We start from the raw sequence: 14,969 nt of genomic DNA, 5'->3' as shown, positions 1-14,969 counted from the left end.
AACATAAAATTAAGAATATTAAAAGCTATTTATTGACTTATTAGAAAATTCTATTAATAGGCGTTGATTTATAAGCTAATCTTATTTGATATAGACTTATTAATATTGTATAATTTACTTGTTAAAAAATATAAAAAATAAGGAGAAAAATTATGAGTAATAATTATTTTGAAAAGAAAGATTTAGGAAGCTTTGCTAATGGAGAATTAGGAGAAGAAGCAAAAAAATTATGGGACGAATTTTTAAAGTATTACGGAGATAGCACTTCTGAAGGAGCTTTAACTAAAAAAGAAAAAGCACTTTGCGCATTGGCTGTTGCTTTTGCTACTCGTTGTCCATATTGTGTAGATGCTTATACTCAAACTTTAGTTTCAATGGGAGTAACTGAAGAACAACTTACTGAAGTTTTACATGTTGCATCTGCAATGCAAGCGGGTATAACATTGGTAAATGGTTTTACAATGAAAAATACTGTAAAAGAAATTAAATTATAAAAAGTTTTCTTTAAATATTAAATTAAAGGAACTTTAAAATTTTTTGAAGAGGGTGATATTATCTTTAATTTAATTAAAAGAAATTTTGAAGAAGAAAAAGAAGAAAAGGAAGAAAAAATTTCCTTTTCTAATGGAATAGAATTTTCTAGAAAAGTTTTGGAATATATAAATTATATTCCAAAATTTTTTGATAGGGTGGAAAATAAAAATAATCTATATACGACAAATATGGATGTTATGCAACTTAATATAGGAAAAATTTGTAATTTAGCTTGTAAGCATTGTCATGTTGAAGCCGGTCCTCATAGAAAAGAGTATATGAAAAAAGAAATCATGGATGACTGCTTATACGTTTTTAAAAAACATGGATTTAAAGTTATGGATATAACTGGAGGAGCTCCTGAAATGATGCCTAATTTTGAACATCTAGTTGAAGAGTCAAGTAAGATTGCAAAAGAGGTTATTGTAAGAACTAATTTATGTATTTTATTAGAAGAAAAGTATAAGCATTTAATAGATTTTTATGCAAAAAATAAAGTTACTATATTCTGTTCACTGCCTTTTTATACCAAAGAAATAACAGATGGCGTAAGAGGTGAAGGTGTTTATGAAAGTTCCATTGAAGTTTTAAAAAAATTAAATGCTGTTGGATATGGAAAAACTTTAAATTTGAATTTAGTTTATAATCCTGATGGAGCATTTTTACCGGATTCACAAGAAAGTTTAGAAAAAGAATATAGAAAAAAACTTCTTGAAGAATATGGTATAGTTTTTACAAATTTATTTACAATTACTAACAATCCTATAGGAAGATTTGGAATGAGACTATACAAAAAAGATAAACTAAAGGCATATATGACTAAGCTATATGATGCTTATAATGAGGATACGGTTGAGTTTTTGATGTGTAGAAATGAAATAAATGTCTCTTATGATGGATATCTTTATGATTGTGATTTTAATCAGATGCTTGATTTAAAGATACATTCTAATAGAGTTCATATTTCAGATTATAGAGAAAATAATTTTGAAAGAAGAAAGATTGCAATAGGAAATCATTGCTATGGATGTACTGCAGGGGCTGGAAGTTCCTGAGGTGGAGAAATCGGTTAGACGTGTTCTAAGGAGGAAAAATGAAATTAAAAAAATCTACAATTATAAAATTAGTAGCAGTTTTAGCTGTTGTATTGATTTGTATTTTTGTTAAGCCTGTAAATGATAAACTTAAAGAGTTTGTTGCTTTATTTAAAGGCTCTAGTACTGATGAAGTATTAGAAAATGTAAAAAATTATATATTATCTTATGGAAATTGGGCTGTTGTAATTTCATTTCTACTAATGGTATTTCAATCTATTATTGCACCAATTCCTGCATTTTTTATTACTTTTGCAAATGCTGCAATTTTCGGATGGCAATTTGGAGCATTTTTATCTTGGTCAAGTGCAATGGCAGGAGCAATTTTATGTTTCTACATTGCTAGATTGTTGGGAAGAGATGTTGCTGAAAAATTTGCAACTAAATTTGCTCTTAATGAAGTTGAAGTCTTTTTTGACAGATATGGTAAATATACAATCTTAATAGCAAGACTTTTACCTTTTGTTCCTTTTGATCCTATAAGTTATGCAGCGGGTCTTACATCTATGAGTGCATGGAGTTTTATTTGGGCAACAGGATTGGGACAATTACCTGCAACTATAATTTATTCATATATTGGTGGAGCATTAACAGGAAGTTCAAAAACTTTTGTTACAGGATTATTTATTTTATTTGCTGTTTCAATTCTTGTCTTTTTAATAAAAAAAATATATACAGAAAAATATAAGAATAAAGCTAAATAGGAGTTGTTTTGAAAGAAGTTTTAACATATATTGATAAAAATAAAAATATTTTAGGAATAGATGAATATAAAATTGATTTTTTGCAACAAGGTGAATATAATATAAATTATTTAATTACCACTAAAGAAAAAAAATTTGTTTTAAGATTGAATTCTAAAAGTCAAATGAATTTACCTAATCAAATCAGATATGAATATGATACACTAAAATTTTTAGAAAAATCCGGTGTTACACCAAAAGTTTATTATGTTGATGACTCAGATAGTAAATTACTAAACGGTGTAATCTTGATGGAATATTTAGATGGTAGATCACTAATTTATGAAGAAGATAGAGAAAAGGCGGCATATATTTTTTCAAAGATTCATTCACTGGATGTTTCAAATGCCAATAATTTTATAGTTGAAAAGAATTTATTTCAAGATAGGATATCCGAAGCTAAATTTTGGCTAAAAGATGTTTTTGAGAGTACAAAAGTAAGTAAAGAACATAAAGAATTTTTTGATAAATTTTTAGATTATTTGGAGAATAACAAGTATAAAGAAAAATATTTTGAAGAAAATAGAATTTTTTGCTTAAATAATACAGAAGTTAATTCGGGAAATTTTATAATTGGAGAAAAAACATATTTAATCGACTGGGAAAAAGCTGTTATCTCCGATCCTTGCCAAGACATCACACATTTTTTGGTTATTACAACTACAAAATGGAAAACAGATTTTATAGCAACTAAAGAATATGAAAATAAATTTTTTGAAGATTATGAAAAGTTTTTGAATAAAAAAATAAATATAAAAGATAGAGTGTATCTGTATAAACCATATATGTATTCTAGAGCTTTAAGTTGGTGTATGAATGCTTATTTAGAATATCTTAAAGAAGATAAACTAATAAAGAATGCTGATACATTTAAAAAAATTAAAGAATTTACCGATTTAGATTTTATGAAAAATTTAATTAGAGATTATTTTTAAAATAAGTGCTATTTTTAGCACTATTTTCTTATAAAATATTTTTAGGAGGAATTTATAAATGTTTAAAAATAAATTTATTGTAAGAAAAGAATTTATTCTTGAAAATAGAGATAATGAAAATTTTGTAGTTATTGATGCTAGAGGAGATATGCTTAAAGCAGGAGACTTTGTTTACGATAGAGCTATTGTTTTGGATTGGAAAGAATTTACTTTTTTAACCGGAAAAGATAATGAATATGTTGGATTGCCATTTGATAGAGAAATTTTACTTGATAAATTTTCAAAATATGGAATCACTCCTAATAAGAAGGTTTTAATATATATAAATACCTACCCCGGATTTGGAATGGGGGAAGACGGAAGATTTAAGTTTTTATTAAATTTCTGTGGCATTGAAGCATATATTTTAGATGGTGGAGTAAGTGAAATTTTAAAAACAGAATTTTATAAAAAAATAGAGGATGATAAAGAACTTAATAAAGCAATTATAGATATTGATAACAAACCATTTTTATCTTATGAAAAATCAATTTTAACAGATGAACTTAAAAAAATATGTAAAGATGAATCTGTAAAGATTTTAGATGTAAGATATGAAGAAGAATATAATGGAAAAGTAATTTTTGGAGAAAAATTTGGTGGACATATAAAGAGAACAAAAAGTTATCCTTATATAAAACTATATGACGAAAATGGTTATTTACTAGATAATTCACAGATAGAAAAGGACATTTTAAATCTTGGTATTTCAAAGGATGATACAATTATTCTTTATTGCACAACAGGAATTAGAGCTTCAATAGTTTTTGAGATACTTAATATGTTAGGATTTAATGTAAGAGTTTATGATGAATCATTTGGAAGATGGTGTATTACTGAAGAATTTGAAGTATAAATATTTAATTTATAAGAAAAAGCACAGACAAAACATTACTTAGATATGGGATAATGGAAAAAGAGTTGATTGATAAAGGATTTAATCAGATAGAAGTTTATAAAATAACAAGTAAAAAATATAACTATCAAAAGGAGGCTGAAGAATATTATGATAAAATTGAAAAAAGTAAAAAAAGAAAATAATATAATATATGCCGAATATTATCCGGAAGATAGTGAAAAGTATTCAAAAGTGGAATACAATATTATCACTAAGGAGTTCAAAGGTGAGTTAGTAGGTCACGAGTTAGAAACAAAAGGTCATTTAGCGCACGCTAAATTTACATTAAGAGAAATGGCAAACGGTAAAAGAGAAATAAAAGATTGTAAAATAATGTGTTATTAAAAGCAATGTACTTATTTAGTATGTTGCTTTTTTTTTGAAAAAATTTTAAAAAAAGTACTTGACTTTATCATAATATTTCTTATGGAAATTCAATTTAGGAGATTATCAAAGACACTGTAACAGGTGTCTTTTTTATTGTCAAAGAGGAATTTCGCTACCTTTTATGACCATGGTTTTATATTTGTTTGCCTATTATTTGCCTATATTTAACAAAATATATAAAGTTATATAATGTTATATAAAAATAGAATAAAAAAGTTCTTGAAAATAAGCCGTTTTATAAACTTATATAACAAGAACTAAAAGTTGGTGGAGATGGTGGGTGTCGAACCCACGTCCGAAAAAGCATTCATATCACTTTCTCCGAATACAGTCAATTTTAATTTTCCCAATAACCTATAAATTAACAAAATCAGTTAAAGGTATCTTATAAATACAATTACAAATCTAAGAACTTTTGTAAAGGTTGCCCACGAATTTAACGATAGAGTTTAGACTTTTGTGGGAAAAGAATAGACTCCAAATAGCTGACTAGGCAGCTAATGCAAAATTATTATTTTCTGCGTTTATATTTAATTTACCACTTTTTATGTTGATTGGATACAACAATTCGCTTATGATACTGCAACTTCCCCGTCGAAGCCAGTTCATCCCCATAATTAATAAAAGTAGCTTTATAAAGCTACTTTTATTATAGCCAGATTTTTTAATTATGTCAAATTTGAAATATATTTATATTTTTATATTTTGAAAATTTTTGAAATTGATATAAAAATTGTAATTATTGAAACAATAGCAAGGAAAAATAAAATCATAGTTATTCCATCGTTAAATAATCTTCTATAAAATCTATAAAAGTTATAAATTCTTAGTATGAAAAATAAAATTATACCAACATTTATAGTTAAAAGATATTTTGTATTTTTTGTTACCAATAATAAAACAAATATAAATATAAAAATTAGAGAAATACTTAATGGAATATTTTTAAATATTGTTAAACTATGCATATATGGTTCATCAGAAGGATAACCTCCGGCTGATAGTTCTAAAAATAAAAGGTATAATAAAAATATTAAAAAACTAAATATTGAGTAAATTTTTTCTTTTAGTATCATCATATAATTCTCCTTTATTATTTATATTATATTTTAACTAATTATAATATAATATTATTATTTTGTAAATATTTTGAGTTTATAGTTTAACATATAATAATTCCTATTGACATTTTATGTATATACGTGTATAATGATTATTAATATTTTATTTAGGAGGGTTTTGTTATGGAAAAACAAAAAGTAGATATGTATGTAATGAATAATGCAAAATATTTTGATTCTTCGTCAATACCATTTATCAGACAAAGATTAGAATCAATGAGTGATGAAAGTTTTATGACACTTCAATCTATTGAATTTAAAGATCCAACTACATTATTGATTATATCAATTTTAGTTGGAAGTTTAGGGGTTGATAGATTTATGTTAGGAGAAACTGGTATGGGAGTTTTAAAACTTTTAACAGGTGGATGTTGTGGAGTTTTAACTATTATAGACTGGTTTTCAATTTCTAAAAAAACTAAGGAATATAATTTAAATAAATTCAATTCAGTATCATAGTATATGAAAAAAGAAAACTTTAAGATATTTGTTTTTGTCTTACTTGTTATATTGATTATTAATTTTTTAAATATAAGAGTTTGCGTTTTTTATAATATTTTTGGAATTCCTTGTCCTGCTTGTGGGATGACTAGAGCTTTTAATAGAATTTTTATGTTAAAGGTTAAAGAAAGTTTTGATTATAATCTATTGGGTGTGCCTTTATTTATAATTATAAATTCTTATTTAATAATTAATTTTTATTCAATTATAAAAAATACAGATCAAATAAATATTTATTTTGAAGACTTTTTTCAAAAATATAGAACTGCATTGATTATTGTTTCTGCAGTTGTTGTTATGTTAAATTGGATTAGAAATTTATATAATCCATTGTTATATTAAATTAAAAATTTACTAAGATTTGCTTAGTAAATTTTTTTTGTGTAAAATTATTAAATTTTCGTAATAAAGTATTGTAAAACATTTTTGTTCGATTTATAATTATTTAATATAAAAATAATATAAATTTTTAAGGAGAGAAAAATGTTAAAATCAATGACCGGTTATGGTAGAAATGAGTTCGTTGATGAAAATTATGATTTGTCTTTCGAGATGAAAGCTGTAAATCATAAATTTTTAGATATTCAAGTTAAATTACCATATTTTTTAAATTTTTGTGAAGAAGATATAAAAAAAGTTGTAAGAAAAAAATTGTCAAGAGGACGAGTTGATATTTTTATAAGAGGAAAACAAAAGTTTTCTGAAAGTAATTCTGCTTTAGATGTTAATTATGATTTAGCTTCTGCTTATTTTGAGGCTTATAAAAACATTTCTGAAAAACTTGGAATTGAAAGTTCTGTAAGTATAGGGCATATTGTTAGAAATGAGAATGTAGTTGATGTTAAGACTTCTGAGATTGACGAAGATTATTTGAAAAAGAATGTTTTAGAGTCTGTTGAAAAGGCGGTTGATGAGCTTGTTTCAATGAGAATTGTTGAGGGAGAAAATCTTAATAAGGATTTGTTGGACAATCTTTTGGCTTTTGAAAATAATTTAGGAAATATCATAGATAGGAAAGAGGATGTTTTAAATAATCAAATTGAGAGATTAAAATTAAAACTAAATGAATTTTCTGATGAATTATCTGAAAGTGAAATAAACAGATTAAATCTTGAAGTAATTTTTTATACAGATAAACTTGATATAAGTGAAGAAATCACAAGACTTCATTCACATATTCAAAATTTTAAGAAGTTTTTAAATTTAGAAAGTCAAGTTGGTAAAAAAATTGAATTTTTATTACAAGAGATGAATAGAGAAATCAATACAATAGCAAGTAAATCAAATAATTACGCAATTTCAACTTATGTTATTGAAATGAAGGTTATTATAGAGAAACTTAGAGAACAAATTCAAAATGTTGAATAGTTTTGGAGGTAATATGAAAAAGGGATTTTTGATGGTTGTTTCAGGTCCGTCAGGAGTTGGTAAAGGTACTATTTGTGATATTTTATTAAGAGATAATAAAGATATTAAGTATTCAATTTCTGCAACGAGTAGAAATAAAAGACCTAATGAAGAACATGGGAAAAACTATTTTTTCGTTTCAAATGATGAGTTTGAAAAGATGATAGCAGATAAAAAACTTTTAGAGTATGCAAGAGTTCACGGAAATTATTATGGAACTCCAAAAGATTTTGTTTTAAATTCTATTGATAATGGAGATGTTGTAATTTTAGAGATTGACGTTCAAGGAGCGCTACAAGTTAAGAAAAATTATCCTGATGCAGTTTTGGTTTTTGTTTTGCCACCTGATTTTGAAGAATTAAAGAGAAGACTTGTAGAACGTGGAACGGAAGATGAAGAAACTGTAAATTTAAGAATGAATAATGCAAAAAAAGAAGTTGAATTTTTAAATGAATATAATTATTCCATAGTGAATGATTTTATAGATGAAAGTGTAGATAAAATGAAGGCGATTATTGAAGCCGAAAGATTAAAGATTAAGAAATAGGAGGAATGAAAGATGATAAATCCATCATTTAAAGAATTAGAAAAAATTGATAAGAGTAGATATGCTTTAGTTGTTATGACAAGTAAAAGAGCTAGAAGAATTGTAAATGGATCTAAAAATTTAATGGAAACAGATGCTCAAAAACCAATTACTCAAGCACTTCAAGAAATAGTAGCTCAAAAGGTAACTAAAAAAGAAAAGGAAGATTAAGATGAAAAAAAATATTTTAGTTGGAGTAACTTCGGGAATTGCAATTTACAAGTCTTTAGACTTGGTAAGTATGTTGGTTAAGGCAGGATATGAAGTTAATGTTGTTATGACTGAAAACGCAACTAAACTTATAAATCCTTTGATTTTTGAAACAATGAGTCAAAATAAGGTTTATAGTGATGTCTTTGAAAGAGATATGGATAGCGAGGTTAAGCATATAAAACTTGCAAAGAAAGCTGATTGTATTGTTCTTGCACCACTTACTGCAAATACTATGGCTAAAATTGTTTATGGAATTGCTGATAATTTAATTACAAATATAGTACTTGCACATACTAAAAAAATGATTTTAGTGCCGGCTATGAATGTTAATATGTATGAAAATCCTGCGACTCAAAAAAATATTGAAATTTTAAAAGAAAGACATATTGTTTTAAGCCCTGATTATGGTCGCCTTGCTTGTGGTGATTATGGAAAAGGAAAATTTCCTACAACTGAAAAAATTTTCGAGGAAATTGAGAGCTATTTTGTAAAAAAAGATTTACTTGGAAAAAAGATTTTAATAGGAAATGGTGCAACAGTTGAAGACATTGATCCAGTTAGATACATTTCAAATTATAGTAGTGGAAAAATGGGAAATGAATTGGCACTATGTGCTAAAAGACGTGGAGCTGAAGTAAAAGTAGTGTGCGGAAAAGTTAATAGTGATTACAGAAAATTTGGTATTGAGTACATTGATGTAAAAACCAATGAAGATATGTATAACTCTCTTAAAGAAAATTTTGATGAGGCAGATATTTTGATTATGCCTGCTGCACCAGTTGATTTTAAGGTAAAAAATAAAAAAGATTTTAAAATCAAAAAGACTGAAAATTTTGAAAATATTGAAATTGAAAATAATATTGATATTTTAAAAAGTATTTCAGAGCACAAAAAATCACAATTTGTTGTAGGCTTTGCAGCTGAAACAAATTCAGTTAAAGATTATGCAATTTCAAAGATGAAGAATAAAAATTTGGATATGATAGTTGCAAATGACGTTTCATTAAAAGATAGCGGCTTTGGCTCTGATTTTAATAAGGTTACTATCATTACTAAAGATAGTGAAATTGAAACGGAAGTTTTAACTAAGAGAGAAATTGCAGATAAAATTTTAGATGCTATTTTGGAGAAAATATGTTAGCAGAAGTTGTTGTTAAGTCTTTTTTACTATCAAGAGCTGAAAATATTTTTACTTATAAAATCCCTAAAAATATTGAAGAAGAAATTTCAGTAGGTAAGAGGGTAATTGTTCCTTTTGGTAAAGGAAATAAGGGAACGGTTGGACTTGTTATAAATATTTTAGATGAAAAAGATATTGAAACAGATATAAAGTTCAAAGAAATTAATATGGTTATAGATGAAAAGGAAATTGTAAGTAAAACACAGATTAAACTTGCAAAGTTTATGAGTGAAAAATACATTACAAATCTTTCTTATTGTCTAAATTGTGTTTTGCCTCCCGGAGATTGGAGTAAAATTGAAGAATTTTTTGTTTTAAATAAAGAAAAATACAATGAATTTTCAACTGTTGAAACTGAATTTTTTTCAAAGAGAAAAAATATTTTAGAAATTCGAGAATTTTATAATGATGATAAAAAGGTAAATTATCTAATTGAAAATGAAATTTTAGTAAAAAAATACAAATATAACAACTCGGAAAATAAATTTTTAGAAAAATTTGTTAAACTTAACAAAGACTTTGATTTTTCAAAAATTCGTAAAAATGCAGTAAAACAATTAGAACTTTTGAATTTTTTAAAAGGAAAAGATTTTGTAAGTGTTAAAGAATTAAGAGAAAACAACTTTACAAAAACTGTAATAGATTCTTTGATTTCAATGGAGGCACTTGTTTTAACTGAAAATAAAATTTATAAAAATTCTATTGAAAAAACAAGTAGCTATAAAAAATTAAAGTTAAATAAAGAACAAAAAGAAGTTTTGGACAATATTTTAAGTTCCGAAAATAATAAATTTTTAATTCATGGAATAACTGGTAGTGGAAAGACTGAGATTTATCTTCAACTCGTTGAAAATATGTTAGAACAGGGAAAAAGCAGTATAATTTTAGTTCCTGAAATTAGTCTTACACCACAGACCATAGAGAGATTTTCAGGACGTTTTGGAAATAATATTGCAATTATCCATTCCAGACTTACAATGATTGAAAAATTAAATCAATGGAAACAAATTCAAGACAAGGATATAAAAATTGTGGTTGGAGCTAGATCTGCAATTTTTTCTCCTATAAAAAACTTGGGACTTGTAATAATTGATGAAGAGCATGAATCTAGTTATATTAGTGACCAAAATCCAAAATATTATACTCATGAAGTGGCAGAATGTTTAGTCGGGTTGTCCGGAGCAAAACTCGTTTTAGGTTCTGCAACTCCGTCTGTAAATATTTATGAGAGAACAAATAGTGATGATATAAAGCTTTTAGAGTTAAAAAACAGAGCTACAAAAAATTCCTTACCTGAAGTTGAAATTGTTGATATGCGTGAAGAACTTTTGCTTGGGAATAAAAGTATTTTAAGCAATAGTCTTTATGAAGAAATTCAGAAAACTTTGGATAGAAAAGAACAGGTAATTTTATTTTTAAATAAACGTGGAAGAAGCTCTTTCGTTTTTTGTAGAAGTTGCGGTTATGTTCAAAAATGCGATTATTGTGATATTTCTATGACCTATCACAAAGATAATAGAAAAGATGTTTGTATTTGTCATATGTGCGGAAGAACTAAGCCAAAACCTAAAATATGTCCAAATTGTTTTAAACAATCCATAAAAGAATTCGGCTTTGGAACTGAAGCATTGGAAGAATATATTAAAAATACTTTTAAAGATGCTAAAGTTTGTAGAATAGACGCAGATACTTCAAAGGAAAAAGGAGTCTATGAAGAAGTTTATCAAAAGATGAAAAATAAGGAAATTGATATTTTAATCGGTACTCAGATGATTTCAAAAGGACTCGACTTTCCAAATGTAACTTTGGTAGGAGTTGTACTTGCTGATATAAGTTTAAATATACCATCATTTAGATCGGCTGAAAAAACTTTTCAGCTTTTGACACAGGTTGCAGGTCGTTCGGGTCGTGGAGAAAAAGAGGGAAAAGTTATAATCCAAACTTATAAACCAAGTCATTACAGTATTGTTAATTCTTCAGATCATAATTATGAAGAATTTTTCAGAGAAGAAATAAATTTTAGAAGAAGTTTTCTTTATCCGCCAAAGGCTCATATAGTGAATTTTCAATTTAGAAGTAAAAATGTTGAAAATTGTATGGAAGAACTGAAAAAAATAAGAGATTTAATTTTTGATAAATTTAAAAAAGAAATAAATTTAAAAAATATAATTATTCTAGGACCTAATCCTGATGCGATAAAATGGGTAAATATGGTGTATAGATATAATTTGACTATAAAAGTTCTAGAAGACTATGATGTCTTTAGACAATTTTTAACAGAATTAATTTTCAATAAAAAGTATTCATTTAATACTGAAAAAAATGGGAAATTAATTTTGACGATAGATTAAGGAGGTAAAATGGCATTAAGAAATATTAGAATTGATGACGATCCTGTTCTTAGAAAAAAGGCAAGGAAAGTTGAAGTTATTGACGATAAAATAAAAAATCTGCTTGAAGATATGGCAGAAACAATGTATAATTCAGACGGAGTTGGACTTGCATGTCCTCAAATTGGAATTTTAAAAAGACTTGTAACAATTGATGTTGGAGATGAACATGGATTACTTAAAATGATAAATCCTGAAATTTTAGAAAGTTCCGGAGAACAAGTTGGACCTGAAGGCTGTCTTTCAATTCCTGATGTTAGAGGGTTTGTAAAGAGACCTGAAAAAGTAAAATTCAAATATACGGATGTAGATGAAAATGAACAAATTATAGATGCAACAGGATTATTAGCTGTTTGTATTTGTCACGAAATAGATCACTTAAATGGAATTTTATTTACAGATTTAGCTTTAGAAGGAGAAGAAGCTGAAATGTATGAGAAATTGTATTACGGTGAGGAAGAATAATGAAAAAAATAATTTTTATGGGAACGCCGGATTTTGCAGTTCCTCCTTTAGAAACTTTGAATGAAAATTTTGAAGTTTCTTTAGTTGTTTCTCAAAAAGACAAACTTAGAAACAGAAAAAAATTATTACCAACTCCAGTAAAGCAAAGAGCATTAGAACTTGGTCTTGAAGTTGTAACTCCTGATAGTGTAAAAAGTGATGAATTTTTTGAAGTCGTAAAAGAAATAAATCCTGATTTTATTGTCGTAGTAGCATTTGGACAGATAATTGACAAAAGGCTAATCGACTTTATGAAAGGAAAAATTTTAAATATTCATGCTTCTATTTTACCGGAACTTAGAGGTTCTGCACCGATAAATTGGGCTATTGTAAACGGTCTAAAAAAAACGGGTGTAAGTATTATGTCAATAGATGTGGGGCTTGATACGGGAGATGTTTTGGATATTGAAGAAACAGAAATTTTAGAGTCAGACAATGCTGAAACTCTTTATGAAAGACTTTCAAAAATGGGTTCGAGTTTGATTGTTAAAACTATTAATGACTTTGAAAACAAATACAAAAACAGAGCTAAACAGGGAGATAAATTTTCCTATGCTCCTATGATAAAAAAGGAAATGGGAAAACTTGATTTTAATGATACTTCAAGAAATATTTTCAACAAAATTAGAGGTTTTTATAATTGGCCCAGTACATTTTGTGAATATATGGGAGAAAATATAAAAATTCATAGAGCTGAAATTTCAAAAGAAAATCCGAATGAAAATGTTGGAACAATTTTTAAAGTTTCAGATGATGCAATTTTTGTTAAAACTTTAGACGGAAGTATAAAACTTTTAGAAATTCAATTTTCAGGGAAAAAAAGAGTTTTAGTTAAAGACTATCTTCGTGGCAATTCTATTAAAGTTGGAGAAATTTTAAAATAATGAGAAAACTTGCAGTTGAGATTCTTTGTAAAATCAAAGATGAAAATTCAAATTCAACAAATTTATTAAATAAAAGCACAAAAAATATTTCTGATTTAGATAGCAAATTTTTAAGAGAAATTGTATATGGAACTTTGGAAAACAGAATTTATCTTGATTATATAATTAAGAAACTATGTAAACTAAGAATTAAAAAGTTCAATCCATATATATTAAATATTCTAAGAATTTCTATCTATCAGATTATTTTTATGGATAAAATTCCTGAATTTGCAATAATAAATGAGGCTGTTAATCTTACAAAAGTTTTTAAACTTAAAAAATTTTCCTCTTTTGTTAATGGATCTTTAAGAAATTTTTTGAGAAATAAAGAAGACTTTATAAAGATTGAAGCTGACTGCGTAGAGGAAACTATCTCTATAAAATATTCTGCAAATATGGATATTGTAAAAAATTTACTTGCAGATTATGGCAGGGAAGAAACTATAAAAATTCTTGAAAATTCAATGTTCAAACCTCATTTTGCAATAAGAATTTCATCTTTTGAAAAGACGGAAGAAAAAGTTGTTAAAGATTTGGAAAAAGACGGATATAAGCTTAAAAAATCTGAAATTTCAAAACTTACTTATTTTGTAGAAAATCCTACTAACATATTGGAGACTGAAAGTTTTAAAAGAGGAGATTTTACAGTTCAAGATGTTGGTAGTATTTTAACAGGAGAAGTTTTAGCACCAAAAGAAAATTCAAAAGTTTTAGATATTTGTTCTGCACCGGGTGGAAAAACTTGTCATCTAGCTTTTCAGATGAAAAATAGTGGAGAAATCTTTGCGAACGATATTGTAAAGAGTAAATTAAAAAAGATAGAAGAAAATTGTAAAAGACTTAATATAAAAAATGTAAAATTACTAAATTTTGACGCTTCAATTTACAAAGAGGAATATAAAGAACAATTTGACTATATACTCTGTGATGTAATTTGTTCAGGAATTGGAGTTATGGATAGAAAACCTGAAATAAAATTATTCAGAAGTCAAGAAACTATTGATGAAATAATTGAATTACAGAGAAAAATTTTTGATAATGCAGTAGAATATCTAAAAGATAAAGGAGAGATAGTTTACAGCACTTGCTCTGTTTTGAAATGTGAAAATGAAGAAAATGTCAAATATTTTTTAGAAAAACATAAAAATTTAAAAATAAAAGATGTTGAATTTTTGGGTAAATCAGAAAAATTTATAAAATTATTACCAGAAAAACAAAAACATAATGGATTTTTTATAATAAAATTTGTTAAAGAGAATTAAGGGATTGAGGAGTAGTCTTCAATCTCTTTTTTATAAGAAAATTGTCTTAATCAAAAATTAGTAAAGCGGAAGGAAATGATTCAAGATGATGAACTATTTAAGGATAAAATAAGTCAAAAGAGAAAAAAACCTTAAAAATCTTGTACTATTTTATAGTGGATTAAAAAATATAGTTAGAAAAATGAATATTCAGCTTGATTGAATGACAAATATGGGGGGGGAAGTGGTATAATAAAATGAATGAAAAAT

General features: G+C 26.2%; 18 protein-coding genes and 1 other RNA gene. 17 read left to right on the top strand and 2 right to left on the bottom strand.

The genetic code is table 11. The features are described 5' to 3' along the window. The first annotated feature begins 152 nt into the window (after positions 1–152). The 7 genes from VJI94_RS03525 (at position 153) to VJI94_RS03495 (ending at position 4,588) form a co-directional block, all read left to right on the top strand. Positions 153–494 carry an arsenosugar biosynthesis-associated peroxidase-like protein gene (locus VJI94_RS03525; protein WP_324008350.1) on the top strand — a complete coding sequence of 114 codons (342 nt, stop codon included), beginning with the start codon at positions 153–155 and terminating at the stop codon, positions 492–494. A 156-nt stretch (positions 495–650) separates the two neighbouring features. Next, complete coding sequence (gene arsS, locus VJI94_RS03520) at positions 651–1,589, top strand: arsenosugar biosynthesis radical SAM (seleno)protein ArsS (RefSeq protein WP_324008349.1); 939 nt, start codon at positions 651–653, stop codon at positions 1,587–1,589. Positions 1,590–1,627: 38 nt separating this feature from the next. Continuing rightward, positions 1,628–2,332 carry a TVP38/TMEM64 family protein gene (locus tag VJI94_RS03515; RefSeq protein WP_118059060.1) on the top strand — a complete coding sequence of 235 codons (705 nt, stop codon included), beginning with the start codon at positions 1,628–1,630 and terminating at the stop codon, positions 2,330–2,332. Between the two features lie 8 nt (positions 2,333–2,340). Beyond that, complete coding sequence (locus VJI94_RS03510; RefSeq protein WP_324008348.1) at positions 2,341–3,306, top strand: aminoglycoside phosphotransferase family protein; 966 nt, start codon at positions 2,341–2,343, stop codon at positions 3,304–3,306. Between the two features lie 58 nt (positions 3,307–3,364). After that, positions 3,365–4,201: a sulfurtransferase gene (locus VJI94_RS03505; RefSeq protein WP_324008347.1), complete on the top strand. Its 837-nt coding sequence runs from the start codon at positions 3,365–3,367 to the stop codon at positions 4,199–4,201. Positions 4,202–4,254: 53 nt separating this feature from the next. Further along, on the top strand, positions 4,255–4,386 hold the full coding sequence (locus VJI94_RS03500; protein ID WP_324008346.1) for a hypothetical protein: 132 nt from the start codon (positions 4,255–4,257) through the stop codon (positions 4,384–4,386). Then, a complete protein-coding gene (locus VJI94_RS03495; RefSeq protein ID WP_324008344.1) occupies positions 4,352–4,588 on the top strand; it encodes a hypothetical protein in 237 nt (78 codons plus the stop codon). Before VJI94_RS03500 ends, VJI94_RS03495 begins: the two co-directional genes overlap by 35 nt. Positions 4,589–4,895: 307 nt before the next feature. On the opposite strand, the gene ssrA is transcribed toward VJI94_RS03495, so the two are convergent. Together ssrA and VJI94_RS03485 are read right to left on the bottom strand one after the other, a co-directional pair. Continuing rightward, positions 4,896–5,243: a transfer-messenger RNA gene (ssrA, locus tag VJI94_RS03490) on the bottom strand. A gap of 85 nt (positions 5,244–5,328) precedes the next feature. Beyond that, positions 5,329–5,709: a hypothetical protein gene (locus tag VJI94_RS03485; RefSeq protein WP_324008343.1), complete on the bottom strand. Its 381-nt coding sequence runs from the start codon at positions 5,707–5,709 to the stop codon at positions 5,329–5,331. 165 nt (positions 5,710–5,874) lie between these two features. On the opposite strand from VJI94_RS03485, the gene VJI94_RS03480 reads away from it, so the two are divergent. The 10 genes from VJI94_RS03480 to rsmB all read left to right on the top strand — a co-directional run bounded on the left by VJI94_RS03480 (position 5,875) and on the right by rsmB (position 14,720). After that, entirely contained in the window at positions 5,875–6,210 is a 336-nt protein-coding gene (locus VJI94_RS03480; RefSeq protein WP_029949843.1) for a TM2 domain-containing protein, read from the top strand. A gap of 3 nt (positions 6,211–6,213) precedes the next feature. After that, complete coding sequence (locus VJI94_RS03475) at positions 6,214–6,594, top strand: DUF2752 domain-containing protein (protein WP_324001173.1); 381 nt, start codon at positions 6,214–6,216, stop codon at positions 6,592–6,594. 141 nt (positions 6,595–6,735) lie between these two features. Continuing rightward, positions 6,736–7,620 carry a YicC/YloC family endoribonuclease gene (locus tag VJI94_RS03470; protein ID WP_324008342.1) on the top strand — a complete coding sequence of 295 codons (885 nt, stop codon included), beginning with the start codon at positions 6,736–6,738 and terminating at the stop codon, positions 7,618–7,620. 13 nt (positions 7,621–7,633) lie between these two features. Continuing rightward, positions 7,634–8,206 carry a guanylate kinase gene (gmk, locus tag VJI94_RS03465; RefSeq protein WP_324008341.1) on the top strand — a complete coding sequence of 191 codons (573 nt, stop codon included), beginning with the start codon at positions 7,634–7,636 and terminating at the stop codon, positions 8,204–8,206. A 12-nt stretch (positions 8,207–8,218) separates the two neighbouring features. Next, positions 8,219–8,416, top strand: coding sequence for a DNA-directed RNA polymerase subunit omega (gene rpoZ / locus VJI94_RS03460; RefSeq protein ID WP_004832943.1), 198 nt, complete (start codon positions 8,219–8,221; stop codon positions 8,414–8,416). Position 8,417: 1 nt separating this feature from the next. After that, positions 8,418–9,599, top strand: a complete 1,182-nt coding sequence (coaBC, locus tag VJI94_RS03455; protein ID WP_324008340.1) for a bifunctional phosphopantothenoylcysteine decarboxylase/phosphopantothenate--cysteine ligase CoaBC — start codon at positions 8,418–8,420, stop codon at positions 9,597–9,599. Next, a complete protein-coding gene (gene priA, locus VJI94_RS03450; protein ID WP_324008339.1) occupies positions 9,593–11,989 on the top strand; it encodes a primosomal protein N' in 2,397 nt (798 codons plus the stop codon). Before coaBC ends, priA begins: the two co-directional genes overlap by 7 nt. 9 nt (positions 11,990–11,998) lie before the next feature. Next, positions 11,999–12,493, top strand: a complete 495-nt coding sequence (def, locus tag VJI94_RS03445; RefSeq protein WP_324008337.1) for a peptide deformylase — start codon at positions 11,999–12,001, stop codon at positions 12,491–12,493. Beyond that, on the top strand, positions 12,493–13,416 hold the full coding sequence (gene fmt, locus VJI94_RS03440; protein ID WP_324008336.1) for a methionyl-tRNA formyltransferase: 924 nt from the start codon (positions 12,493–12,495) through the stop codon (positions 13,414–13,416). The genes def and fmt overlap by 1 nt, the downstream gene beginning before the upstream one ends. Next, positions 13,416–14,720 carry a 16S rRNA (cytosine(967)-C(5))-methyltransferase RsmB gene (gene rsmB / locus VJI94_RS03435; protein WP_324008335.1) on the top strand — a complete coding sequence of 435 codons (1,305 nt, stop codon included), beginning with the start codon at positions 13,416–13,418 and terminating at the stop codon, positions 14,718–14,720. Before fmt ends, rsmB begins: the two co-directional genes overlap by 1 nt. Positions 14,721–14,969: the final 249 nt, after the last annotated feature.

The sequence above is a fragment of the Parvimonas sp. D9 genome, assembly GCF_035282565.1.
GTDB lineage: Bacteria > Bacillota > Clostridia > Tissierellales > Peptoniphilaceae > Parvimonas > Parvimonas micra.
This window is presented reverse-complemented; position numbering and strand designations above follow the sequence as displayed.

Coding starts and splice junctions, on each gene's coding strand:
- VJI94_RS03525 (WP_324008350.1), top strand. CDS start 153: ATGAGTAATAATTATTTTGAAAAGAAAGATTTAGGAAGCTTTGCTAAT.
- VJI94_RS03515 (WP_118059060.1), top strand. CDS start 1,628: ATGAAATTAAAAAAATCTACAATTATAAAATTAGTAGCAGTTTTAGCT.
- VJI94_RS03505 (WP_324008347.1), top strand. CDS start 3,365: ATGTTTAAAAATAAATTTATTGTAAGAAAAGAATTTATTCTTGAAAAT.
- VJI94_RS03500 (WP_324008346.1), top strand. CDS start 4,255: ATGGAAAAAGAGTTGATTGATAAAGGATTTAATCAGATAGAAGTTTAT.
- VJI94_RS03495 (WP_324008344.1), top strand. CDS start 4,352: ATGATAAAATTGAAAAAAGTAAAAAAAGAAAATAATATAATATATGCC.
- VJI94_RS03485 (WP_324008343.1), bottom strand. CDS start 5,709: ATGATGATACTAAAAGAAAAAATTTACTCAATATTTAGTTTTTTAATA.
- VJI94_RS03480 (WP_029949843.1), top strand. CDS start 5,875: ATGGAAAAACAAAAAGTAGATATGTATGTAATGAATAATGCAAAATAT.
- VJI94_RS03475 (WP_324001173.1), top strand. CDS start 6,214: ATGAAAAAAGAAAACTTTAAGATATTTGTTTTTGTCTTACTTGTTATA.
- VJI94_RS03470 (WP_324008342.1), top strand. CDS start 6,736: ATGTTAAAATCAATGACCGGTTATGGTAGAAATGAGTTCGTTGATGAA.
- gmk (WP_324008341.1), top strand. CDS start 7,634: ATGAAAAAGGGATTTTTGATGGTTGTTTCAGGTCCGTCAGGAGTTGGT.
- rpoZ (WP_004832943.1), top strand. CDS start 8,219: ATGATAAATCCATCATTTAAAGAATTAGAAAAAATTGATAAGAGTAGA.
- coaBC (WP_324008340.1), top strand. CDS start 8,418: ATGAAAAAAAATATTTTAGTTGGAGTAACTTCGGGAATTGCAATTTAC.
- priA (WP_324008339.1), top strand. CDS start 9,593: ATGTTAGCAGAAGTTGTTGTTAAGTCTTTTTTACTATCAAGAGCTGAA.
- def (WP_324008337.1), top strand. CDS start 11,999: ATGGCATTAAGAAATATTAGAATTGATGACGATCCTGTTCTTAGAAAA.
- fmt (WP_324008336.1), top strand. CDS start 12,493: ATGAAAAAAATAATTTTTATGGGAACGCCGGATTTTGCAGTTCCTCCT.
- rsmB (WP_324008335.1), top strand. CDS start 13,416: ATGAGAAAACTTGCAGTTGAGATTCTTTGTAAAATCAAAGATGAAAAT.